General features: G+C 49.2%; 19 protein-coding genes. 5 read left to right on the plus strand and 14 right to left on the minus strand.

Going from position 1 to position 22,678, the window contains the following annotated elements; translation table 11 throughout:
- Nucleotides 1–67 precede the first annotated feature (67 nt).
- Both GWQ29_RS02945 and GWQ29_RS02950 read left to right on the plus strand, forming a co-directional pair.
- Nucleotides 68–328, plus strand: coding sequence for a hypothetical protein (locus tag GWQ29_RS02945; RefSeq protein WP_275918721.1), 261 nt, complete (start codon nt 68–70; stop codon nt 326–328).
- A 13-nt stretch (nt 329–341) separates the two neighbouring features.
- The gene (locus GWQ29_RS02950; RefSeq protein ID WP_275918722.1) at nt 342–677 is read left to right on the plus strand and encodes a hypothetical protein; all 336 of its coding nucleotides are present in this window, start codon (nt 342–344) and stop codon (nt 675–677) included.
- A gap of 93 nt (nt 678–770) precedes the next feature.
- On the opposite strand, the gene GWQ29_RS02955 is transcribed toward GWQ29_RS02950, so the two are convergent.
- The 8 genes from GWQ29_RS02955 to GWQ29_RS02990 form a co-directional block, all read right to left on the minus strand.
- A complete protein-coding gene (locus GWQ29_RS02955; RefSeq protein ID WP_275918723.1) occupies nt 771–2,963 on the minus strand; it encodes a hypothetical protein in 2,193 nt (730 codons plus the stop codon).
- Between the two features lie 27 nt (nt 2,964–2,990).
- Nucleotides 2,991–4,022 (minus strand): hypothetical protein, encoded by a 1,032-nt coding sequence (locus GWQ29_RS02960; protein ID WP_275918724.1) that lies wholly within the window; start codon nt 4,020–4,022, stop codon nt 2,991–2,993.
- On the minus strand, nt 4,019–4,735 hold the full coding sequence (locus GWQ29_RS02965) for a hypothetical protein (protein ID WP_275918725.1): 717 nt from the start codon (nt 4,733–4,735) through the stop codon (nt 4,019–4,021). The genes GWQ29_RS02960 and GWQ29_RS02965 overlap by 4 nt, the downstream gene beginning before the upstream one ends.
- The gene (locus GWQ29_RS02970) at nt 4,728–7,529 is read right to left on the minus strand and encodes a TcfC E-set like domain-containing protein (protein WP_275918726.1); all 2,802 of its coding nucleotides are present in this window, start codon (nt 7,527–7,529) and stop codon (nt 4,728–4,730) included. Before GWQ29_RS02970 ends, GWQ29_RS02965 begins: the two co-directional genes overlap by 8 nt.
- Nucleotides 7,526–8,071, minus strand: a complete 546-nt coding sequence (locus GWQ29_RS02975; RefSeq protein ID WP_275918727.1) for a hypothetical protein — start codon at nt 8,069–8,071, stop codon at nt 7,526–7,528. Before GWQ29_RS02975 ends, GWQ29_RS02970 begins: the two co-directional genes overlap by 4 nt.
- A 103-nt stretch (nt 8,072–8,174) precedes the next feature.
- On the minus strand, nt 8,175–8,648 hold the full coding sequence (locus GWQ29_RS02980) for a hypothetical protein (protein ID WP_275918728.1): 474 nt from the start codon (nt 8,646–8,648) through the stop codon (nt 8,175–8,177).
- Between the two features lie 452 nt (nt 8,649–9,100).
- Complete coding sequence (locus tag GWQ29_RS02985) at nt 9,101–12,637, minus strand: transporter substrate-binding domain-containing protein (protein WP_275918729.1); 3,537 nt, start codon at nt 12,635–12,637, stop codon at nt 9,101–9,103.
- Between the two features lie 6 nt (nt 12,638–12,643).
- The gene (locus tag GWQ29_RS02990; protein ID WP_131729620.1) at nt 12,644–13,273 is read right to left on the minus strand and encodes a response regulator transcription factor; all 630 of its coding nucleotides are present in this window, start codon (nt 13,271–13,273) and stop codon (nt 12,644–12,646) included.
- 340 nt (nt 13,274–13,613) lie between these two features.
- Between GWQ29_RS02990 and fumC the strand changes: the two genes are divergently transcribed.
- Entirely contained in the window at nt 13,614–15,008 is a 1,395-nt protein-coding gene (gene fumC / locus GWQ29_RS02995) for a class II fumarate hydratase (protein WP_275918730.1), read from the plus strand.
- Between the two features lie 66 nt (nt 15,009–15,074).
- Here the strand turns inward: fumC and GWQ29_RS03000 are convergent, their stop codons facing one another.
- Entirely contained in the window at nt 15,075–15,467 is a 393-nt protein-coding gene (locus GWQ29_RS03000) for a DUF1090 domain-containing protein (protein ID WP_058393767.1), read from the minus strand.
- A 159-nt stretch (nt 15,468–15,626) separates the two neighbouring features.
- On the opposite strand from GWQ29_RS03000, the gene GWQ29_RS03005 reads away from it, so the two are divergent.
- Together GWQ29_RS03005 and GWQ29_RS03010 are read left to right on the plus strand one after the other, a co-directional pair.
- Nucleotides 15,627–15,980 (plus strand): DsrE/DsrF/TusD sulfur relay family protein, encoded by a 354-nt coding sequence (locus tag GWQ29_RS03005; protein ID WP_096118667.1) that lies wholly within the window; start codon nt 15,627–15,629, stop codon nt 15,978–15,980.
- 138 nt (nt 15,981–16,118) lie between these two features.
- Nucleotides 16,119–17,201 (plus strand): protoglobin domain-containing protein, encoded by a 1,083-nt coding sequence (locus GWQ29_RS03010; protein ID WP_169045531.1) that lies wholly within the window; start codon nt 16,119–16,121, stop codon nt 17,199–17,201.
- Here GWQ29_RS03010 and GWQ29_RS03015 read toward each other — a convergent pair.
- The 5 genes from GWQ29_RS03015 to rbfA form a co-directional block, all read right to left on the minus strand.
- Nucleotides 17,198–18,508 carry an MFS transporter gene (locus GWQ29_RS03015; RefSeq protein ID WP_345893267.1) on the minus strand — a complete coding sequence of 437 codons (1,311 nt, stop codon included), beginning with the start codon at nt 18,506–18,508 and terminating at the stop codon, nt 17,198–17,200. The two genes, GWQ29_RS03010 and GWQ29_RS03015, sit on opposite strands and share 4 nt — an antisense overlap.
- 41 nt (nt 18,509–18,549) lie before the next feature.
- Complete coding sequence (pnp, locus tag GWQ29_RS03020) at nt 18,550–20,691, minus strand: polyribonucleotide nucleotidyltransferase (protein ID WP_275918732.1); 2,142 nt, start codon at nt 20,689–20,691, stop codon at nt 18,550–18,552.
- 167 nt (nt 20,692–20,858) lie between these two features.
- Nucleotides 20,859–21,128, minus strand: coding sequence for a 30S ribosomal protein S15 (rpsO, locus tag GWQ29_RS03025; RefSeq protein ID WP_265463003.1), 270 nt, complete (start codon nt 21,126–21,128; stop codon nt 20,859–20,861).
- Between the two features lie 144 nt (nt 21,129–21,272).
- Nucleotides 21,273–22,232 (minus strand): tRNA pseudouridine(55) synthase TruB, encoded by a 960-nt coding sequence (truB, locus tag GWQ29_RS03030; protein ID WP_005317516.1) that lies wholly within the window; start codon nt 22,230–22,232, stop codon nt 21,273–21,275.
- Nucleotide 22,233: 1 nt separating this feature from the next.
- Nucleotides 22,234–22,668: a 30S ribosome-binding factor RbfA gene (gene rbfA, locus GWQ29_RS03035; RefSeq protein WP_005317518.1), complete on the minus strand. Its 435-nt coding sequence runs from the start codon at nt 22,666–22,668 to the stop codon at nt 22,234–22,236.
- Between the last annotated feature and the right edge of the window lie 10 nt (nt 22,669–22,678).

Raw genomic sequence — 22,678 nt, forward strand, 5'->3', positions numbered from 1 at the left:
CCCACGCTCAACATTAGCCAGATGAAGCCGATGCTATAGGTGAATCCCAAACAATAAGGAAGACACCATGCTCGCACTGCTTCTTGCCACGGCCTTGATGGCAAATGAAAACGCCACCATTCACCCAGTAAGTCAAACCATCACTTTTTCTGGCACAGTCCCCGTATCTACATGTCAAATGGATAGTTATTCAGATAGCAAGTTGGTTCAGATAAATCAGCGGATCATCTGCCCCGACAACAAATACGTGACAGTTAAAAAAGAGCACATCATCGTTGACAACAAAAAAATAGAAGCATGGGTGATCGGGTATGATAAAAACGACTAGACGACTTATCTATATGGTTATCTCACTGGCATATATAACGCCATCCTACGGCATTACTTTTATCAGTGGTTCAGAACCGCTAAAGAATCGTAATAACTATTATTGGTGGATTGAGAACGGTAATCGTAACCAGGTCAAGTTGACCGCATGGCTGTCTTTAAAAAACCACCAAGAAAAACTCTCCAAAGATGATATCTCACTTAATAAAACCACATTAAATAACGCTGAACGCACCATAATCACCATCAAAGGTGATTCATTGAAAAGCAACCAGGAAGCATGGTTGAACATAGTGGAAGAAAATGGTGGCACTACAACACCCAGACTAACAAGAATTAGAATACGGTGAGTGACCGAGCCTAATACTGCAATGTGAATTTAATAAATTTACAATAAAAAAGGGATGACACAGTGTCATCCCTTTTAACTTCACAGCTGTTACTTATGGACTAACATCTGTCATTTCAAATCCAAGCGCGCCAATAGAACCACCAATTAATGCTGTCGGAGACACTGCAATAATATAATGCACCGTCATGCCTGTTAATCGTTTCCCCTCGGGGAAATTATATGTAGTATAAACACGGTCCTGTACAGCCAGGCTATTATTCTGCTCACCGCAGTACGATGTTGTCGCCACACCATTAACCGTGTGTGTCACATTAAAAGCATAGATACGCCTTTCTTTCTCCGAGTTAGTGTTGGCAGTTGTTATCCGTATACTAGTGATATTATCAATTTTAAATGTGACCGGCTTTGGATTATAAGGAGCTTTTGAGTTCTGTCCGGCAAAGTCAGTGCTAGTATAACCCAACCCATAGAGGGCAAATGGTGTCCCTGTATTACTGTTAAGTCTATAGCCACAAAAGAACTCGCTCTTCGCTGAAAAATCAAACTCTCGCTGATACCATACCTCACCAGGAAGTATAGGTGGGGGGGGCGTGACGATGGAAGTCGTGGTCGCTTCTATGCTCAAATCTCGATTCACCACAACCCCATCCAACGGATGCCCTGGCAGTGAGAATAGAAAACTCAGTTTAAAGCTACCCCTTGTAGGACCTGAATACAGCCTATATTTACCGGCAGATTGCAAGATGAGCGAAATTCTGTCATTGGCAGGCGTCACACCCGTCAATGTCACATCACCGGTGAAGGTCTTGAGAATGTTGTCTGCCTCTTTATATGTCACGCTAAAGGTATAGGCAGTATTTGTCTGCATTGTGGCTGGCAGTACCATATCATAAGTCACCCCACCCGGAAGAACGGCATCTTGCTGATTGATACAGGTTACATAAGCAAGATCCGAGCTACTAAAGGCACCATCAATAGCACCACTCTCGATATTGACTACTTGATAGGTACTACTAGCTGTACCTTGGCTAGAACTCCAATAAAACTTCTGGGTCGGCCAGTAGTTGATTGCCTTGCCAGACGTCTGAAGTTTTGTTAATTCGGCGGCTGTGGGCAACCGAGCACCTTGAGCCGCACAGAGCCCTTTTGCCGCCAGATTATTGAAGGCTGCCGCATTATACACACCGTTACTACCAGGAATATTGGTCTCTGGGGAGCTGGTGACCTTGAGGCCAAGCTGAGTCGCCTGCTCGGCACTGAGTGGCGCATTGAAATACAGCTCATCCGACACTAAATGAATACTGGTAAAAAAGCCCTCGACCGATACTTTTATAATGTTGGTTGCGAAACCACCATTATGGTCAGTGACAGTGTAGCTAATATAATAATCATCAGGCACATATGACTTGAATCTTACTTTGGTATTAGTCACATCCGCAGGGAAAGCAATTTGTGCGACACCATTAAAAGAGTGCACATCATATAACTGAACAGTATCACCAACATCCGGGTCAGATATATGGCTTGCTACATCAATCAAGGCTTCCTGGCCAGGTTTCAGGACTTGTGGTGATACCGGGAAAACAAAACTATTGGCTACCGGTGCAGTATTGCTATCCTGTGAAACAGCAACATCGACACTACCAAGAGAGACAGCCCCTGCACTATCTTCCATCTCATACAAAATACGGGTAATTCCAGACTCTTGAGCGTCGTACGAAATCGTATTGTTTAATACGTCAGCGACCGCAGTACCTGAGCCCAACACAATAATATTATCAGTTAACGTCAATCCACCATTAGAAACATCCACTGAACCCGTGGTATTTTCTGACAGTGTGAGACTCAGTGGTGTCAACTGCACACTGTAGGCCATTGGCTCTTCTGAAACGGCGCGAACAACAGTACGGCTGACGGCACTGTTGGTACCGCCCTGCTCATTCGCAACGGTATACTTGAACACACAAGATGCAGCATTATCAGATTTTAATGAGAAACCATTTTTATCCTTCACCGCGTCGTGGCAAACACTATCCCCACCTAATACTTCAAGGGATTTAAGGTGTACAGCGCCACCATCTGAAGACGCCGTAAATGGTTTTAAATCCACGGAGGCTATATCATTAACCTTAAACGCATGAATTGTATCATTGGCAGATACTGCATATGTCGTCGCTGGCGGTGTTGGCTGAGCAGAATTGTCACTCTCACCATCACCACCACCACCGCCGCAACCACTCAATAACGCACATATCAGCGTTGAGTAAATTCGATACCTATTCATTTCAACCCCTAATACAAAAGTAATACATTAAAAATCAGTTTCGAATAAAACCAAGAAACTATCTGTATAACGGCCACTTTCAATATTAGCGGCAGCGATATTTTCGTATGATATTTCCAGCTTAAAATCCACTCTGGATTTATCTGTGCCAGCACTCAATATGGAGTTTGCCGTGTTGAGTGTCCCCGCAGCCACCAATGAGGAAGCTGAGCATGCAGCACCAGTGCACTTGATGCTGTACGGGATATTTTTACTCGATGTCGGATGAGTGAGGCGATAACTGTCAGGCAGCAGCATCATCTTTATCCCTTTATCGAAGTACCCTGTCGCGTTGACGTCAAACGTCGTTGTTGCCGACACCGTTTTAGCCACCTTATCGTACGTTGGCACCAGAATCCCGCTGCCAATCACGCTAACCGAGCTGATATAGGCTGGCTTGAAGTGAATCTGCACAGAAAACGATTGACGGATATCTCGATATGTCAGAGCACCACTCGCAGTATAATAAAAATAGCGAGTGGACATGGGTATGACGCCTGTGTATAACCCCTCTGGTTTACCCGCAAAACCGGCGAGAACAGCACTACTATCAACATTAAACAGTGGTCGTAAAAAAAAGAATGGTGTTTTTGAGGAACCATTATTTATCAACTGATCATAGCTACAATTGAATTGCCCAATCAAATAGATCACATTGCCAGCCACCCCTTGGTCAGCACACCGTGTCGCGGGTGGACTGGGTGTGACATCTGCAATAGAATTGCTGCCAGTATTATACTCGATGCCAGTGAGTGACAATGCGAATTTCACACTGTTGCCGCCATTGGTAATAGTAATTTCTGGGCTTGACTGAGGTGAGGCCATAAACCCTGGGCGCCATTTTTCTGTCGGTGTCAACCCATTGATGGGAGCCCAAGTACTCAGTGTATTTTCTCCATGAGATAACACAAGGTTATCCCAGGTCAGTCTGCCGTTGGCAATCTTCCCATTTAAACTAAAAGCGTTGGCCAATGACATTGGTAAACATAACAAGGCTGTAATAATGTATTTCCAAATCATATCTTGGCTTCCGGTGTCAATACAACCTGACGCTTATAGCTTTCATCATGATTGTAAATCGACGCTTCCAGCGTCAACGATTGCATATACTCTGGCAATTCAAACTTTTTAAATCGTCCAGAGATAACGCGCTCCTGCGTTCGACAATTAGCCACATTATCTGACTTGCAGCGATCGATCACAAAAGTGAGCATGGTATTACCCTGATTCAGGATCTCGAGTGACCGGCCCTTGCGGGTAATACTGTATTTCATTTCACTGGTTTTGGCAGGAACAACATAAATAACCGAGTAGCCATAGTTCACTTGCACAGCATTATCTTGTTCCTCGCCCTTTTTCAGATAGGGGGCAGGTTCAAATACCACGCTGAAGGTCATATCCTTGTCACTTTCACACTTCACCTTATAGCAGAGTGATCGAATGCCAACATCTTTTGCTCGGCCAGGTTCGAGAATCAGTTTTGGATTGGTTGTCATCACACGCCATTGCTGAATGTTCTCTTTTGTATATTTATTTCGCGTTATCTCACCCCGGCTATCAGTGTTAATTTCACTGATGGATGTCTTGATAAAACTCGTCTTGTCAAAGTCATTTGTCAAGGTAACGACACCATTACCACTCGCATCAGACACAAGAAACATGGTATCAACAGTCAATGCATGGGCAGCGCTGTTGCCCATCAGACCAACGATAAAATAAATTTTCTTAATCATGCTGTAATTCCTTACTATGTTCACGCATTGCCACAGGTTGATTAATCGTATCCAGACTGTGATTCTCACGGGCATACAGCTGCATGCTATCAATCACCAATTGCTGTGCCTTGGACAAGGTCAATGATTTTTCATTGTCCATTAGCAGATATAGTGCGATATCGGAGCCCACTTTTCGTTGATAGATAGCGCCATCGAGTGAGACTAGTCGCTTGATGTAGTCGTTAACCAGATTGGTGTCATCAAAAGTGCCAACATAATAAAGCTCTGATTGTGCCAAGGCATCCTGCTTGGTGACAGTGACGATTGAACGAGGCTTTGCATCCGGCAAACAATAATTATTACCAAAATTCATCAACTCGGCATCTTCATAGTCGCTCGGTACCAGGCAGCGAGCGCCCCCTGCATACAATGCAAAGTCGCTTCCTTCAACTAGCGTTACACGAAACACGCCATCCATTACCTTAGTCACATCAATACAACCAAACCCCTTGCATAACACCTCATCGATAGGGTCATCAAAGACATCAGAAAACGAGCTGACAAAGGTGACGACCGGTTTCAACCTGGGTTTAATCACTACCGCACTGCCTGGATAAGTGAAACCATCAAATCCCTGATCACCACTGTTATAAAGAGAGACACTCTCGGTATCAATATTTATATTGTAGCTATCATACGCACTGATGGGCATGCTCTGATTGTTTTCATAGATGAATGTCTTGTTTTCCAATATCTCATTCTTGCGCAGCGTGACAAAACCATAAGGCTCACTGTCTGAAACAATCATCTCTTGTATATCAGCATCAATGATGGTGTAGGCATCTGCACGCTGGCTGGTGAACGCCACGCCATTGCTTGAGACAATCTGGCTGCTGGACAAACTTCCCGATATACCATGATTACCATCATTGTTTGCATACACGTTGGCACTGCCGCGAAATGCGGTCTCATTGGTTGATGCTGTGCCATACATCTCATTGATAACGTCCCGACTGGAATCTGAATATGCCGAAGACAGCTCAAGCGAACTACTCGTATTAGCCCTATCAATGAGATCATTTTTTAGCACACTGGCACGATATTCTCTGCCACCAACAGAGCTATCATTGGTACTGAATTTTGCTTCCCAACTGCTACTGATCGGAATCTGGACCGTGATAAATGTAGCGTGGCTCTTGCCGACATGATCATAATCCAGGGTGAGATCTACCCTCGCATTTAATGGCAAGGTATAACCAAGACCAATGGTGGATACATTATATTCGGTGTATAACTTGCCACTTTCCGGAATATAATAGTCACCATTGGTGTAGGTATAATAACTATTCAAGCCATTATCAAAGCTGTAAAATACATTCCCAGATATTTTCTGATAGTCAAACTCACCCATGAGATAGGCAGCCAGCGTATCACCACTATCTTTATGCTGCAGTTTTTCATACTGGATCGAAAAATAATTTACCGCGAGCTGTGCATCAAATGCCAGCGAACCGGGATGATACATTGACACGCTGCTATTCAGAGTGCCTTTGAAGGGGAGATACCATTGTGAACCCAGCACAGCCATACCATCACTGTCGGCGCCGAGTCCCCCTGCAGCAACAAACCATGAATCAGTGACCCGTCTGGAATATAAGGCACTGGCAAAAGCAACATCATCGAAACGAGATGCCTCACTCTGCAACTGCTGCGTCGTTCCTTCTAGCTCATCGAACTGCGCTGAAAATAACTCGCGAGATTCATTCAACTGCCCAGCTGCAAGCACATAATCGCCATAACCGACTCTTGGCATATTGGTCACATCATTGTAGATTGTCTTTTTTTCAGATGAGAAAACATTACCCGCTACCAGCACTTCGAGCTCGATATCATAACGTCCAGGTGGTAGATCGCTGTATGAGAGCGTACCTTGCCCTTCAGAAATCGGCAGCTGTTTTATAATTCGCCCATCGCGCAGCACCCTCAACTCACCAGGTGCTGGCGAGAAAAAGAATAACCGTTCATAACTTTGTTCATTATTTATAACAAGGTTACTCGTCGAACCAAAATTGAACGATGTCTGCTTGATGAATCGGGTAGGGCTGACGATGTTGGTTGAGTTAAATGAGACGCCATTATCAAACTGGCCGAGATAAATACGCTTATCACCGGCAAAAGAGAGATCATACGAGAGCTCATAAAATTTATTGAGTGAATTGCTGACAGTAAAGTCTGATGTCAGATGACCGTAGGGTAAGCCTTGTATCGACTTGTTATTAATTGCATAAGATGATGAATCATGGTATGCGCTAGAGTATATATCGACATGATTCACCAAGGCGCCATGTTGATTGAGGGCGTTTGCATACTCAACATCTGCGGTTGGCTTATCCAGCTCAGCACCATTGACAAACAAGGCTAACAACGCATTGTCATAATCGTAATAAAACTCATAATCAACCGGCGTCACCACACATTCACTGATATAGCCGTGGCAGCTCTCGGTGTTCTTGACACCCTTTTTCAGAGATAGCAAAATCCGTTCGGACATGGCCTGTGAGACGTTATTTCGCTTGAAATAACGTTGTAACTGAACAACAGCCATGCCCTGATCTTTTGGCAGCCGGATAGTGTCGTAATTTACACTTAAAATCAGGCTGGTTTTTCCAGTGCCATTAATATCTTTAATAGAGACCGAGCGCTCTTTAAACTCAAAAAGCTCAGAAAACTCTTCTGGCATGTCGGTTTCAGCCATGATGGGGCATGACAATGTCATGAGGATCACAAGCGCTACATTGTTAATATTTTTCATATATTAAACTCAACCCGAACAGAAATATTTCCTGAGCATTTTCCTGCATCAAGGTGGGATGCCGATAATGCCGAAAAACTGATATTGACGGGGTAATACCCTTCAAAAAAACCATCATTGATAATATTGAACTCTGGAATAGACACACTACTTCCTATAGGGAGGCTGATACCATCGATGCGCAACTTTGCAAAGCCGTAAACATCCGTATCAGGGGCAGGGGTTAATGTGACTGCTGTGTTATTTTCATCAAAACAGGTGATGCTGTTTTCATTGAGAAACACCGAGAAGCCACTGTTGGCTTCAGATGTCGGCAGGCTAGTGATAACCGACATATTTGTGGTCAGTTCCCTGAAAAATCCCGCATCACGATCAAAAACAGCAACCAATGAATCAGGGACGAATCTAACGTCCATAAACTCGCCTACCGAGAATTTATTTTTATCTATCTCGGTAGAGATATCGATTTGTCTGGATATTGGCGCCGCAATGGACATTGATGGTAACAACAAAATACCTAGCGTAATGATTGCTATGCGCACAATGCCTCCTGGCTTCTCTATATAAAAAGAGCGCCTAGAAATAAATAGGCGCTCAAATATTTCAGTTCTGTCGCTAAGTATAGTGACTAACTAAACTAAAAACTTAGACTTTTTCAGCAACGATGGTGATTTGCGCCTGCACGGAACCACCTGCACCGACATCAACCGCATCAGCCTGGGCAACAGTCAGGTTCAGGGTGGATTCACCATTTACGATCTCACCAATAGCCCAAGGGGTAGCATTAGAGCTAACAACCAAAGTGCCAACGTCGGAGGTACCTGAGTAGCTCACCTGGGCGTTGCTCAGGGTCCAGTTGGCATCAGCCAGATCACCGGTACCAGTTACAGAGTCGTAGTCATGTGCTTCAACAGTTACGGCAGTAGAGGTGAAGGAGCCATCGGTAGCAACGATCAGTTGACCATTCTCAATGGCCTGACCAGCCAGACCGGTGATGATCAGGTCGTCACCAGCTACAGAGCCTGGGACAAAACCAGACCATACGATGTTCGCTACAGGGTTGGCAGCCATGGCAGAAGCGGAGAAGGCAAGGGCCAGAACCAGCATAGTTTTTTTCATTTAGATACTTCCTGTGTTGTAAATTGTTTTGACATCGGCTTTATAAGAAATCCATAAAAAGGCTGATATATGTATATGTAAGCAGCGCTGATTTCTTGACCGATAAGATACCAAGCGCATCCACCTTAGGTATGTAGGAACAAGGCTATAAACTCGTAGGCCAAACCTTATTGAATAGCCTGCTGTATGGACCTGACGATCTCATTAGGAAGGATTTCCCACATATACGTCTAATTTTTCATTTACAGACTCTAATAGTGGCCATACGCCAACTAACACAGAAAACAGATTAGCTATCATAATAATAATTTTTGGCGCAACTTATGATACAGCCATATCATCACACTGCAGATGAACCGACTTAAATACATGCCTGTAGTGGCCCACCATCTAAAAATGTATAGTGAGATAAAATACAAGCTAGTTTTTACAGAAAAAAGTGAACAACCTAATTAACTGAGACCGGTAGGCATAGCGTTTATTTTTATTTCTATTTCCTTCATCAAGTCAGCTCTGAATACACCACTATTCCTATATTCATCCTCTATCATTTTGCATAATGCCACAATATTATCCCCACCAATCATTTGACATGATCCTTTCAATCGGTGAATATAATGCAGTACACCTTCATAATCACTATTATTGATACAACCAGTTATACTTTCCAGATCTTTTATATTGCACTCCATAAATTGATCATATAATGCAACTTTCCAATCTGATGGATTTTCTTTGACATTGGTAATGTTTATCAAAGGTATTGAATCAAAATATTTATTTATTTGTGCTGCCATCACAGTCAACTTGAATGGCTTAAATAAACAATCATCCATACCAGCTTCAATACATCGATCAAAGTCCTCCTGCATGGCACTTGCGGTCAACCCATATATTCCAATTGGTGTTTTATTTAATAGCATTTCCTGTTGTCTTATTGCACGAGCCAGGGAGTATCCGTTCATATTTGGCATTTGGCAATCTGTGATGATCAGATCTACTTTCTCATTATTGTAAATGGCTAATGCTTCTACACCATCGCACGCGGTCACTACGTGATACCCTATATACTCCAGTTGTTTTTTCATCAAAATACGATTTGCAACATGATCATCAACGACTAATATATATCGCTCTGCATTTATCTCGGCATTAATCTCAGGGGAAACATGAGAGATTGCAACATGGGGTAACTCATCTTGACACAAGATGAAGGGAAGTGTGATGACAACACATGTACCAACCCCTTCTTTACTATTCAGTTCAACTTGCCCCCCCATTATTTGACATATTTGTCTAACAATACTCAAACCCAATCCACTACCACTATAGCCTGAGTGATAGTTATTGTGTGCCTGACTAAAGGGCTGAAATACATCCCCCAGCTTATCCTTTGGAATTCCAATACCATTATCAGTTATAGTTATAATAAATTCTTTATCTATTTGATGGAGATTAACGTCAATCACTCCATTTTTAGTAAACTTTAAAGCATTACCAACAACATTATATATCACTTGCCTGAGCCTGACTGGGTCAGTAAGGATAAAACTCACATCACTCACCCCTGAAGAATATAATAGTTTATTATTTTGAGTTGAAGCAACCGTCTGTAGTAATCCTACCGTAGAGTTCACTAGCTTATTCAAGCAAGTGCTTTTGTTATTTATGGTGAACTGCATTGCCTCAATACTCGATATATCAAGAATTCCGCCAATAAGATCCAACAACGCATCGGCAGCTTCTGATGCACGATGCAATGAATCGGTATCAGTCTCACCATTTTTTGCTTTTTGTAATGATAACTCAATAAATCCAATAATGGCATTCATTGGAGTTCTGAGCTCATGGCTCATCACAGCTAAAAAGTTACTCTTGGCTAAATTTGCTTGTTCGGCTTTTTCTTTCTCTACTTCCAATTGAACTTGTAACAATTTTCTTTCTGTCACATCAATCGAACCACAGACAATGCCCTTGATATTGTTATTGACATCCCGAAATGGAATCACCCATTGATATATTTCAATAGCCCCACCATCCATTTTTATGGATAAATCTCTGACGGACTGAATTCCGGATGAAAGCACATCATTATATATTTCATCAATACGGTCGGTATCATCGATTCTGCTAGAGAATGATTCAGATATACTTTTACCAAGTACATCCTCTTGTTTAACACTCAAAGCTGAAAGATAAAAATTATTACAAAAAATAAGTTTACCGTGTTCGTCTCGCACGGATATTGGCATAGGAAGTCCAGCTAACAGCGTCTTATTAAAATATAACTCATCGAGTAACTTCCCTTCCAGTTCTTTTTTATGTTGTAGCTCTTTATACAAGTAATAACTTCGCATAAAGTAAACTATCAACGCAGAGACCAACAAGAAAAATATACCTGTTAGTTCAGATGAATATCTCTCCCACAGAGTGAGATGGGGCAATGGATTATTTCGCCAATTATAAGATATCCGAGATAAATCACTTGGCGGTATTGCTTTAATTACCTTGTTTATGACTTTCAATAACTGCACATCTGATGAGCGCAGTGCAAAAGAAAATTCTAGCGGGTTTTCACTGACTCGCTCCAGAAATAGATATTGGTCAGCAATGCTATTTGATGATAGAAAATACTTTGCTTGATATAGCGAGGTCACCGCACCATTGACCTTACCTTCAGATAATAAGTTAAGCGTATCCACACCATTAGATACAAATATTATTTCTGTATTTGGATAGCGCAGCTTGAAGGTACTGTAGTTGGAAATCCCCTCAGAAACAGCAATTTTTTTGCCAATAAATCGTCCACCGTTATCTATGGACATCCTATCCGATGTAAGAGCAATAATGTCATCGCGATTATAATTTATAGTAGAAGTAAGAGATGGCTCCATCACTTTATTTTGATACGCCGCCATTAAATCAGCATCACCAGACATCACTGCATTTTTTACTTCATCATCTGAGTCATAAGTTTTTATCTCAAAATCAAGTCCACTCAAACCAGAGATAATATCAAGTACATCACTGGCTATGCCAACTGGTTTTCCTTCATGCCCGATAAATGTGTAAGGCACGTTATTCTTATTAATACCAACAATTACCGATTTTCTCTCACCGATCCAGTTTAGCTCCGACTGTGACAGTATATCATTGGCTGACAAGACCTCTGTAATTGCACCTCGCCATCTAGATACTATTGGACCACGGCCATAGTCCTGCAGATTTAAAATGCTTTTATTAACTAGTGACAGTAGCTGAGGAGCTCGCTCTGATATGAAAAAACCAAAGTCCCTTGATTCGTGTCTGGCGTGACCAATAAAAACAAAGTCACCAAAGCGCTCCCCACTCAGATAATGTGTGGAATATATATCGCTCAGCAGTATATCTGCATGGCCAAAATAAACTGCATCCATAGCAGCTAGTGGTGATGAATATTCGACAAGAGCAGCATTCGGATATATAAGGTTGAAAATTTCATCATCAACTATTCCTTTTGGAGCAGCAACTCTTGTGCCATCTGGGATTAGTTTATATTTATCCACTCGTTCTTTTAGTGTAGAAAAAACCAGCTTGCTCTTTAAAAAAGGTTCACTGAAAGAACCAATCAAGTTGCTATCTTCAATGGAAAACCAACTACCGACACTTAACATGTCAATATCACCAGCTTGCATAGCATTTTTCGCACTGATGTTATCGTTGTATGCCTTAATAACTATTTTTGTTTTCAGTTCATCGCCGATGAAATTTAATATATCAGCAGAGATCCCCTCAAAATCACCCGTTGCGGATGTCACCTCAAATGGTTCATATGAAGGAAAAATGACGCCTACATTCAATACTCTATTCCTGGCTAGCCACTCATTTTCGGATGGAGAAATAAATACAGGATCGTTTACCGTTAGCGCACGGCCAACCAATTCCAGTTGTTCTACAGAAAATCCAGGCATCGAGGCACATAAAGCAAATAACATGCTGAACCATTTCATTGCTATTTACCCTTCAACTTGCTTAGATATATCAATAAGCTCAGCTATATTGGAAACACCCAACTTTTGAAAAATCCTGGTTTTGTAAGTGCTCACCGTTTTATTACTCAAAAATAGCTCGTTAGCTATTTCCAAGTTTGTTTTCCCTATCGCCAAGCTGTTAAATACAGTCAATTCACGATCGCTCAGGCAAGATATCAAACCAGTCCCCATATTTGCTCGACGCTTTAGTGCCTCATCACCGAACACGGTAGGGAAATAAGTAAATCCTTTCATAATATTTGTCACTACTGATGGAAGATTCTCAATGTCTTCATTTTTCTCCATAAATCCGTTCACACCAGCAGTATAGCAGCGCATAACATACACATCGGTAACCATCGCAGACAATACTAAAATTCGTACTGCAGGATTAGTTCTTCTAATTCGTTTAACTACCTCTAACCCATCAATATGGGGTAGATCCAAGTCCAAAATAATTACATCAAAATTAATTTTATTGCTCTCATTAATTGCTTCTATTCCACTCGATGCTTGTATTACATCGCTATAGCCTGCTGCATTTAATACGTATTTCACTGCCAATCTAACTGCTGGGTGATCATCTACGATTAGAATATTTAAATTATTTTTCATACAGCCCCCAAATTAACCGGCCGGAATAATACTACTTCCAGCACCACATTTAGTATAAGACAATACTATTGATGCTGTAGGAAAATTCCTAAATAATTACAGTAAACATATTTATTAATGAGCAGTTAATTTTTTAAAAGAAAAATAAAATGTTTTCAGCAACTCATAGAACACATTTAAGTCGAGTGGTTTTAAACCATATCACTTGCATGTAACATCGACCAAAATCAATTATTGATAATGTTAAAAACTGTTCTGAACGACCTTACCGACGGTTTGCCATGCTATAAGGGGCAAGGGATCTTCCCTCGCCCCTTGTTTTGTTAGACGGGAGTATGCGATGACGATACGGATCGAACACGACAGCTTCGGGGAGATAGAGGTGCCAGCCGAACGGCTGTGGGGCGCCCAGACCCAGCGCTCCCTGCTCCACTTCGACATCTCGGGGGAACGCCAACCCGCCGAGCTCATCTGCGCCCTGGCCCGCATCAAGTCTGCTTGCGCCCGGGTCAATCACGCCAAGGGGTTGCTGCCCGCCCGCACGGCCCAGGCCATCATGAGCGCCGCCGATGAAGTCCTGTGCGGCCTGCATGAGGAAGAGTTTCCACTGCGCGTCTGGCAGACAGGCTCGGGCACCCAGACCAACATGAATGTCAACGAGGTACTGGCCAACCGGGCCAGCGAACTGCTCAGCGGTCCGCGGGGGCAGGGCTGTCTCGTCCATCCCAACGATCAGGTCAACCTCAGCCAGTCGAGCAATGATGTCTTCCCGAGCGCCATGAACCTGGCGGCCGTCACTGCCATTACCTTGCAACTGCTGCCCGCCCTGATCACCCTGAGCGCGACGCTGGCCCGCAAGGCCCACGCCTTCGACGACATCGTCAAGATTGGCCGCACCCACTTGCAGGATGCCACTCCGCTCACCCTAGGGCAGGAGTTCTCCGGTTGGGTTGCCCAGCTGGAACAGGGGGAGCGCCACATTCGAGCCGCCCTGCCCCATCTTTGCGAGCTGGCACTGGGGGGCACGGCCGTCGGCACCGGCCTGAACACGCCACCCGGTTTTGCCGATGACGTGGCGGCCACCCTGGCAGAGCAGACGGGCCTGCCGCTGGTGAGCGCCCCCAACAAATTCGAGGCGCTGGCGAGCAGCGATGCCCTGGTTCATGCTCACGGCGCCCTCAAGACGCTGGCCGCGTCGCTCATGAAGATCGCCAACGACGTGCGCTGGCTGGCCAGCGGCCCCCGCAGCGGGCTCGGTGAGCTGCTCATTCCGGAAAATGAACCCGGATCCTCCATCATGCCCGGCAAGGTCAACCCGACCCAGTGCGAGGCGCTCACCATGCTGTGTGCCCAGGTGATGGGCAACGACGTGGCGATCAACATAGGCGGCGCCAGCGGCAACTTCGAGCTGAACGTCTTCCGCCCACTGATTGCCCATAACTTTTTACAGAGTGTGCGTCTGCTGGCCGACGGCATGCAGAGCTTCCACGATCACTGTGCCACCGGCATCACACCCAACCGGGCCCGCATAGACGAGCTGCTGGCCGGCTCCCTGATGCTGGTCACGGCACTCAACCCTCACATCGGTTACGACAAGGCGGCCGAGATAGCCAAGCGGGCCCACAGTGAGGGGCTCAGCCTGCGGGAAGCCGCCATTGCCTCCGGCCACCTCACGGCGCAGGAGTTCGATGCCTGGGTAGTGCCCGCCAACATGGTGGGGCGACGGGGGATCTGACATGAGTGCCTGCTGAAAAATGAAAAAGCCGGGCATGCCCGGCTTTTTCATTGTGCAATTCGTCGTTCAGGGTTTGATCAGCTTGCTCAGGGCATCCAGCTCGCTCTGGGCGGCCAGCAACTTGGCCTGGGCCTCTTCCAGCTTGGCCTGCTTCTTGGCGATCTTGTCCGGCTTGCCCGACACCCGCGCATTTTGCAGCTCGAGCAGCCGCTCGTTCACCTGCTCTTTCAGCTTGGCTACCCGTTGCTGCTGCTCCTTGAACAGACCATCATCGGTACAGTGGGCCTCTATGTTGCGCAGCGCCTGCTCCAGCCCAGCTATCTGATCCGCATTATTGTGCGCCTTGGCGAAGACCAGCTGATCCGCCACTGCCTGTTGCCTAGCCTTGCAGCCTACCTGCTGGCTGCCATAAGCCTGACCGGCCAACAGCAGCATACTTATTCCGAAAACCTTCCACATAACGACCTCATTCCTCTGTCATGTTTGATGGTCGCCTATCAGACCGTACTCGGCCAACCGGGTCAAGTCATGCGCAAACCGGTACGACAGAGTTTGTGCAACATCACGCCAATACAGGCCGGCCAGGACTACAATGGTGTTTTCGTGATGGAGTCTCTTATGAATCAACATATTGTCATCATTGCCAACGGTGCCCCCTATGGCAGCGAGTCCCTGTTCAATACCCTGCGTCTGGCCATTGCCCTGGGCGAGCAGGGTGGCGCTAGCCTGCAGCTGTTCCTGATGTCCGACGCTGTCAGTGCCGCCCTGGCGGGGCAAGCCCCGGCCGAGGGTTACAACCTGCGCCAGATGCTGGAGATACTGCTGGCACAGGGCACCGCCATCCGTCTGTGCAAGACCTGCACCGATGCCCGCGGCATCACGGCACTGCCCCTCATTGAAGGGATCGAGATTGGTACCCTGCCACTGCTGGCCCAATGGACACTGGCGGCCGACAAGGTGCTGACCTTCTAGCCAGCGCACAGCCTCACAGGCGCAAGTCTTGATCGGCGGGGGACCTGCGCCATTTGAAAACCATTACCCTGTTTTTACTGTCTACACTGTCAGTTAGATAACAATGTGCGCCCCCTCATATTCGTTCAGGGAACTACCATGAATCCAACCGAACAGACCCTGCTGGAGCAGATGCGGATCACCGAGTTTGAGATCGCCCATCGCAAGGAGCTACTGCTGCTGGACGAGGACGACTTCACCCGGCTCGCCAGCTATCGCACCAAGATAGAACCCCATATCGATTTGCTGGTCGACAAGTTTTATATACTGCAGACCGGGATCACCGAAATTGCCCTGCTGATCGGCGATGCCGATACGCTGACACGACTCAGAGCGGCTCAGCGCCGTTACATACTCGATCTGTTCAGCGGTCTCTATGACCTGGAGTACGTCAACAACCGGCTGCGGATCGGGCTGGTGCACAAGCGGATCGGGGTGGAACCCAAGCTCTATCTGGCGGCCATCAACACCCTCAAGGGGCTGCTCATCGAGGATATCTTCCTCCAGATAGCCCATGAGCCCGAGCGCATCGCCATGCTGACCGCCCTCGACAAACTGTTTCTGTTCGACATTACCCTGGTATTCGAAACCTACATCCGCAGTCTGGTCTCGGAGATAGAGTCATCCAAGGAGAAGTCGGAGATCTATGCCAAAGCGCTGGAGGAGAAGGTCCGGGAGCGTACCCAGCAACTGGAGGAGATGAGCCGCACCGATGCCCTCACCGGCCTGCTCAGCGTGCGTCACCTGCAGGAGAACCTGACCCGCACCCTGCGCACCTGCCAGCGCCGGGCCGAGCCAGTGGTCATCGCCTACCTCGACATCGACGACTTCAAACAGATCAACGACACCCAGGGGCACCAGCGGGGAGACGAGATACTGCGCCTAGTGGGTGCGTCCATCCGCAAGGTGTCACGGGCAGAGGATTGCTGCTTTCGTTACGGCGGAGACGAGTTCTGTCTGATCCTGCCCAACTGCAGCGAGGATCAGGCCAGAGACGTCTATCTGCAACGGCTGACCCACACACTGGCAGAACAGATAGGCGATGTGACCCTCAGCATCGGCCTGGTGCAGACAGGGCCATTGCAGTTCGACGAGGGCAACAGCCTGATCCGGCTGGCCGACGAGCGCATGTATGCCGCCAAGAAGGCACTGAAAGAGGTAAATCCGAAAGAGACCCACTAGCCTTGGCGGGCACAGGATTTCGCCGCCTCGGGGCGCGGGATCCGGGCCCCCCATTCGTACAACAGAAACGTCAGCACGCAGAGCAGCGTCATCAGTATGTAGAGCCACTGGCCACTCCACTGCTCGATAATCCAGCCTCCCAGCACGGCGCCGATGGCCCCACCCAGCCCGGCCAACGCACCGGCGCCGAAATAGCTCCCCTTGAGATGAGGGGGCGACATCTGGTCGATCAGCACATTGAGCAGCGGAAACAGAATGGTCTCCCCCACGCTCAGCAACAGCACGGCCCCGATCCAGTGTGACCACTGCTGGGGATCCCCCAGCGCGAACAGCACCTGAGCCCCCAGAAACAACATGATGCCGACCTGCAGCCGCACCTTGTGCGGCCAGCGGGCGAGCAGATGCAGCAGCGGGAATTGCAGCACAACCACGGTCAGTGCATTGGTGGTCACCAGGATGGCGACCAGTTTCGCCACCTCTGGGGTTTCTGCCCGCGTCAGGTATTGCACCAGCGGCGAGTGAAACTGGGAGTAGACCAGCACCATCAGCAGATTGGCCATCACCAGCAACAGAAAACCCAAATCCAGCCACAGCACCTTGATGGCGGCGCGCAGACCCAGGCCGCCGCTGCGCTGCTCGCCCTCAATCAGCTGGCGAAAACCCCAGACGAAGGCGGCCCCCAGCACCAAATAACTGCCGGAGAGCAGCAAAAAAGTGTGCTGCTGGGCACTGATCCCCAGCGTCACCCCAAGCAGGGGCCCGATCGCCGCCCCCAGGTTGAGCAAGAAGTAACGCAGGTGGAGTGCCAGCTCGCGGGCCTTGGCAGAGATGAGGCTGTCGGCCATCAGCGCCTTACCGGGCGCATCGATCAAGCCGGAAGAGAGGCCGCTGCCAAGCACCCCGACCCCTAACCAGAATACAGAGTGGGCAAATCCCAACAGGCCGTAGCAGAGCAGCGCGACCAGACAACCGGCCAGCAAGATGTTGCGCCGCCCCAGCTTGTCCGACAGCCAGCCGCCATAGAAGCTGACCAGGGTCGAGATGGCCGCGGTCGCCCCCAGCATGGCACCGATACTGGTGGCCGAAAGGGCATACTCCCGATAGAGCAAGATGGAGAGAAACGGCCAGACCATGTAATAGCTGGTGCGCACCATGAAGGTACCCAGGATCACGGTCCAGACCAGAGGGGGAAACTGCCTGAGGAGGGCCCACGACATCATACTGCTCCTTGTTGCCCGTCGCGCGGGGAGCTCTCCGTTGTAGCAGAGGGTCTCATAGGAAACAAGCGTGGTGGATATCGGACACAAAAAAGCCGACCCTGAGGTCGGCTCTTCACAGCGCAGCAGCCTTATTCGGCAGCCGGCTCTTCGACAGCGGCTACGTCAGCAGCAGGAGCAACGGCTTCGGTCGGTGCATTCGCTTCCTTGATGGAGAGACGCACACGGCCTTGACGGTCCACTTCCAGTACCTTCACCTTCACAACATCACCGAGCTTCAGGAAGTCGGCCACGTTCTGCACGCGGGCGTCGGTGATCTGGGAGATGTGCACCAGACCATCTTTACCCGGCAGGATATTGACGAAAGCGCCGAAATCGGCCAGACGCACAACCTTGCCTTCATAGATGCGGTTCACTTCGATCTCGGCGGTGATGGCTTCGATACGACGGATCGCTTCCATGGCCGCTTCGTTGGCCACGGCGGAGATGCGAACGGTACCGTCATCATCCAGCTCGATGTTGGTGCCAGTCTCTTCGGTCAGCGCACGGATCACGGAACCACCCTTGCCGATCACGTCCTTGATCTTCTCGGGATTGATCTTGATGGTATGGATACGCGGGGCGAAATCGGAAATCTCGGCACGCGGCGCCTGGATGGCTTCGTCCATCACTTTCAGGATGTGCAGGCGAGCACCACGGGCTTGCTTGAGGGCAATCTCCATGATCTCTTTGGTGATGCCTTCAATCTTGATGTCCATCTGCAGCGCAGTGATACCTTGAGTAGTACCGGCCACTTTGAAGTCCATGTCACCCAGGTGATCTTCATCACCCAGGATGTCGGACAACACGACGAAACCTTCTTCTTCCTTCACCAGACCCATGGCGATACCGGCAACGGAGGCCTTGATCGGCACACCCGCATCCATCAGCGCCAAGGAGGAACCACAAACGGACGCCATGGAGGAAGAGCCGTTGGATTCGGTGATTTCAGACACCACGCGCACTACGTACGGGAATTCGGCGGCGCTCGGCATCACGGCAGCAACGCCGCGCTTGGCCAGACGACCGTGACCGATTTCACGACGCTTGGGGCTACCCATCATGCCGGTTTCACCGACGCAATACGGCGGGAAGTTGTAGTGCAGCATGAAGCGGTCGGCGCGGTGGCCAGCCAGCTCGTCGATGTTCTGGGCGTCACGCTCGGTACCCAGGGTCGCAACGACGATGGCCTGAGTCTCACCACGGGTGAACAGAGCGGAGCCGTGAGCGCGCGGCAGGATGCCGGTGCCGACGGAGAGGGCACGGATCATTTCCGGATCGCGACCATCGATGCGCGGCTCGCCACGTACGACGCGGCCACGGACGATGCGGCTTTCCAGGCTGTGGAACTCTTCGCCAATCTTCTTGGCATCGTCTTCCACGCCGGCGGCGATCACTTGCTCAACCACGCGCTGCTTGATGGCGCTGATGGCGGCGTAACGCACGGCCTTCTCGGTGATGCGGTAGGCTTCACCCAGTTCAGCTGTAGCCAGCTCGGCAATCTTGGCCTTGAGGGCTTCGTTGGTCGCAGGCGGGGTCCAATCCCATGGCTGGGTACCCACATCGGCGGCGAATTCGTTGATGGTGTTGATCACGACCTGCATCTGCTCGTGGCCATACACAACGGCGCCCAGCATCACCTCTTCAGAGAGGATGGCCGCTTCGGATTCCACCATCAGCACGGCGTTGGCGGTACCGGCAACCACCAGATCCAGATCGCTCTGGGGCAGTTCGGCGGTAGTCGGGTTCAGCACATACTGACCGTTCATGTAACCCACGCGAGCAGCCGCAATCGGGCCACCAAACGGGATGCCGGAGATGGCCAGTGCAGCAGAGGCACCGATCATGGCAACGATGTCCGGGGAAACCAGCGGGTTCACGGACATAACGGTGGCAACCACCTGAACCTCATTGAGGAAGCCTTCCGGGAACAGCGGACGAATAGGACGGTCGATCAGGCGGGAGGTGAGGGTTTCGCCTTCGCTCGGACGGCCTTCACGACGGAAGAAACCACCCGGGATACGACCAGCAGCATAGGTACGCTCCTGGTAGTTGACGGTCAGCGGGAAGAAATCGCGACCGTGATCGGCCTCTTTCTTGCCGACGACGGTCACAAATACGCAGGTATCGTCCATGCTGACCATAACGGCCGCAGTGGCTTGACGGGCCATCACACCGGTTTCCAGAGTGACGGTGTGTTGACCGTACTGGAATGACTTTACAATAGGATTCACGTGAATTTCCTTTTTACAATTTGGCTCTTTAAATTCGCGTGCAAGTATACTTGATTCGAACCAAAAGGTAAGCAGTGACACACATTCTGTGAGGATGGCAACAGCCTGACGGACAATAAAAAAGGGGAACCCTGAGGTTCCCCTTTTTCGCGAAATCTGATGGTCGATTAACGACGCAGACCCAGCTTGGCGATAAGAGCAGCATAACGCTGAACATCTTTACGCTTCAGGTAGTCCAGCAGCTTGCGACGCTGGGAAACCATGCGCAGCAGACCACGACGACCGTGGTGATCTTTAGCGTGCTGTTTGAAGTGACCTTGCAGATGGTTGATCTGGGCAGTCAGCAGGGCAACCTGCACTTCGGGGGAGCCAGTGTCGTTGGCGCAACGAGCGTTGTCAGCAACGATGGAAGCTTTGATCTCAGCATTTAGAGACATGGTATTACTCCAATAGAGTGTTTAAAGGTTCACAGCCAATCTCTAATTCAGCCATGAAATGAGGGCGGTATCATAATCGTCCCCGTCACTTTTCGCAACGAGAAAGAGGCGCCGCGGGAAAGACGCCCTGATACCGCCTGAGGATCACTCCTCGTCGTGTTCATCGTGGTAGCGAACCAGACGCTTGGGGGCAACCCGCCCTTCATCGTCGATCTCGCCCACACCGATGAACTCACGCTCCGGGCCCACCGTCATGCGAACCTGGCCGCTTTGCGGCGCGCCAGCTACCTGCACGGCTTGACCCTGGTTCACATAGGCGGCGACTGCCGCCAGCATGTTCACCTCGGGCAGTGCGGCCACGGCGGTATCCATCGGCAGCAACAAGGGGTCGAGCTGCTCCCGTGGCGGGATACTCTCGGCCTTGGCCTGTTCGAAGATGCACTCGAGCTGTTCCAGGGTCAGCATCCGCTCATAGGGATACGTGGCCACCTGGGTACGGCGCAGCTGGGTAACGTGTGCGCCACAGCCCAGCACTTCACCCAGATCGTCCACCAGGGAGCGAATGTAGGTGCCTTTGCTGCAGTGCACTTCCAGCTTGACCTCATCCCCTTCAAAGCTGATGAGCTTGAGCTCGAACACTGTGATGGGGCGGGCTTCCCGCTCGATCTCTATGCCTTCACGGGCATATTCGTAGAGCGGGCGACCGTTGTGCTTGAGGGCCGAGTACATGGACGGCACCTGCATGATGGGGCCGCGGAACTGGTCCAGCGACTCGATCAGGGTACCCAGGGCCACGTTCACCGGACGGGTGGAAACCACCTCGCCGTCGGAGTCGCTGGTGTTGGTGCGCTCGCCCAGCTTGGCGGTCACCTCATAGCGCTTGTCCGCCTCCAGCAGATACTGGGAGAACTTGGTGGCCTCGCCGAGGCAGATCGGCAGCATGCCGGTCGCCAGCGGATCCAGAGCGCCGGTGTGACCGGCCTTGGCGGCGTTGTAGATACGCTTGACCTTCTGCAACACATCGTTGGAGGTCAGACCGGTCGGCTTGTCCAGCAGCAGGATGCCGTGTACGTCACGACCCTTGAAACGGCGTCTACGAGACATCTCAGGCTTTATCCTCAGTTGTATCATCCGGTGCGGCTTCGTCTTCTTCACGGCCGGCTTCGGCCATGCGACGCTTGTCGTCACGCACTGTGTTGGACACCAGGTTGGAGATGCGCATCCCCTCGACCAGGGTCTGGTCGTAGTAGAAGCGCAGCTCGGGCACCACCCGCAGGCGCATGGCGCTGCCGAGCAGGCTGCGGATGTAGCCGGCCGCTTCGGTCAGGCCCTTGAGCCCTTCTGCGATGCGCTCGGCATCGATATCCAGCTGCAAGAAGGTGACATAAACCTTGGCATAGTTGAGGTCCTTGGACACTTCCACGTCCGAGACGGTTACCATGCCGATGCGCGGGTCCTTGACCTCACGCTGCAAGATCAGCGCGATTTCGCGCTGGATCTGCTGGCCGACCCTGTTGGTCCGGCTGAATTCTCTGGCCATATTCTATCCT

The organism is Aeromonas sp. 2HA2, assembly GCF_029237345.1.
GTDB lineage: Bacteria > Pseudomonadota > Gammaproteobacteria > Enterobacterales > Aeromonadaceae > Aeromonas > Aeromonas salmonicida.

What these genes read in the sequence shown, in the direction of transcription:
- rbfA (WP_005317518.1), bottom strand. Translation starts at nt 22,668, where the DNA reads ATGGCCAGAGAATTCAGCCGGACCAACAGGGTCGGCCAGCAGATCCAG.
- GWQ29_RS02945 (WP_275918721.1), top strand. Translation starts at nt 68, where the DNA reads ATGCTCGCACTGCTTCTTGCCACGGCCTTGATGGCAAATGAAAACGCC.
- GWQ29_RS02965 (WP_275918725.1), bottom strand. Translation starts at nt 4,735, where the DNA reads ATGATTAAGAAAATTTATTTTATCGTTGGTCTGATGGGCAACAGCGCT.
- rpsO (WP_265463003.1), bottom strand. Translation starts at nt 21,128, where the DNA reads ATGTCTCTAAATGCTGAGATCAAAGCTTCCATCGTTGCTGACAACGCT.
- GWQ29_RS03005 (WP_096118667.1), top strand. Translation starts at nt 15,627, where the DNA reads ATGAATCAACATATTGTCATCATTGCCAACGGTGCCCCCTATGGCAGC.
- GWQ29_RS02980 (WP_275918728.1), bottom strand. Translation starts at nt 8,648, where the DNA reads ATGAAAAAAACTATGCTGGTTCTGGCCCTTGCCTTCTCCGCTTCTGCC.
- GWQ29_RS02970 (WP_275918726.1), bottom strand. Translation starts at nt 7,529, where the DNA reads ATGAAAAATATTAACAATGTAGCGCTTGTGATCCTCATGACATTGTCA.
- GWQ29_RS02955 (WP_275918723.1), bottom strand. Translation starts at nt 2,963, where the DNA reads ATGAATAGGTATCGAATTTACTCAACGCTGATATGTGCGTTATTGAGT.
- GWQ29_RS02990 (WP_131729620.1), bottom strand. Translation starts at nt 13,273, where the DNA reads ATGAAAAATAATTTAAATATTCTAATCGTAGATGATCACCCAGCAGTT.
- GWQ29_RS02950 (WP_275918722.1), top strand. Translation starts at nt 342, where the DNA reads ATGGTTATCTCACTGGCATATATAACGCCATCCTACGGCATTACTTTT.
- GWQ29_RS03010 (WP_169045531.1), top strand. Translation starts at nt 16,119, where the DNA reads ATGAATCCAACCGAACAGACCCTGCTGGAGCAGATGCGGATCACCGAG.
- GWQ29_RS02960 (WP_275918724.1), bottom strand. Translation starts at nt 4,022, where the DNA reads ATGATTTGGAAATACATTATTACAGCCTTGTTATGTTTACCAATGTCA.
- GWQ29_RS03000 (WP_058393767.1), bottom strand. Translation starts at nt 15,467, where the DNA reads ATGTGGAAGGTTTTCGGAATAAGTATGCTGCTGTTGGCCGGTCAGGCT.
- fumC (WP_275918730.1), top strand. Translation starts at nt 13,614, where the DNA reads ATGACGATACGGATCGAACACGACAGCTTCGGGGAGATAGAGGTGCCA.
- GWQ29_RS02985 (WP_275918729.1), bottom strand. Translation starts at nt 12,637, where the DNA reads ATGAAATGGTTCAGCATGTTATTTGCTTTATGTGCCTCGATGCCTGGA.
- truB (WP_005317516.1), bottom strand. Translation starts at nt 22,232, where the DNA reads ATGTCTCGTAGACGCCGTTTCAAGGGTCGTGACGTACACGGCATCCTG.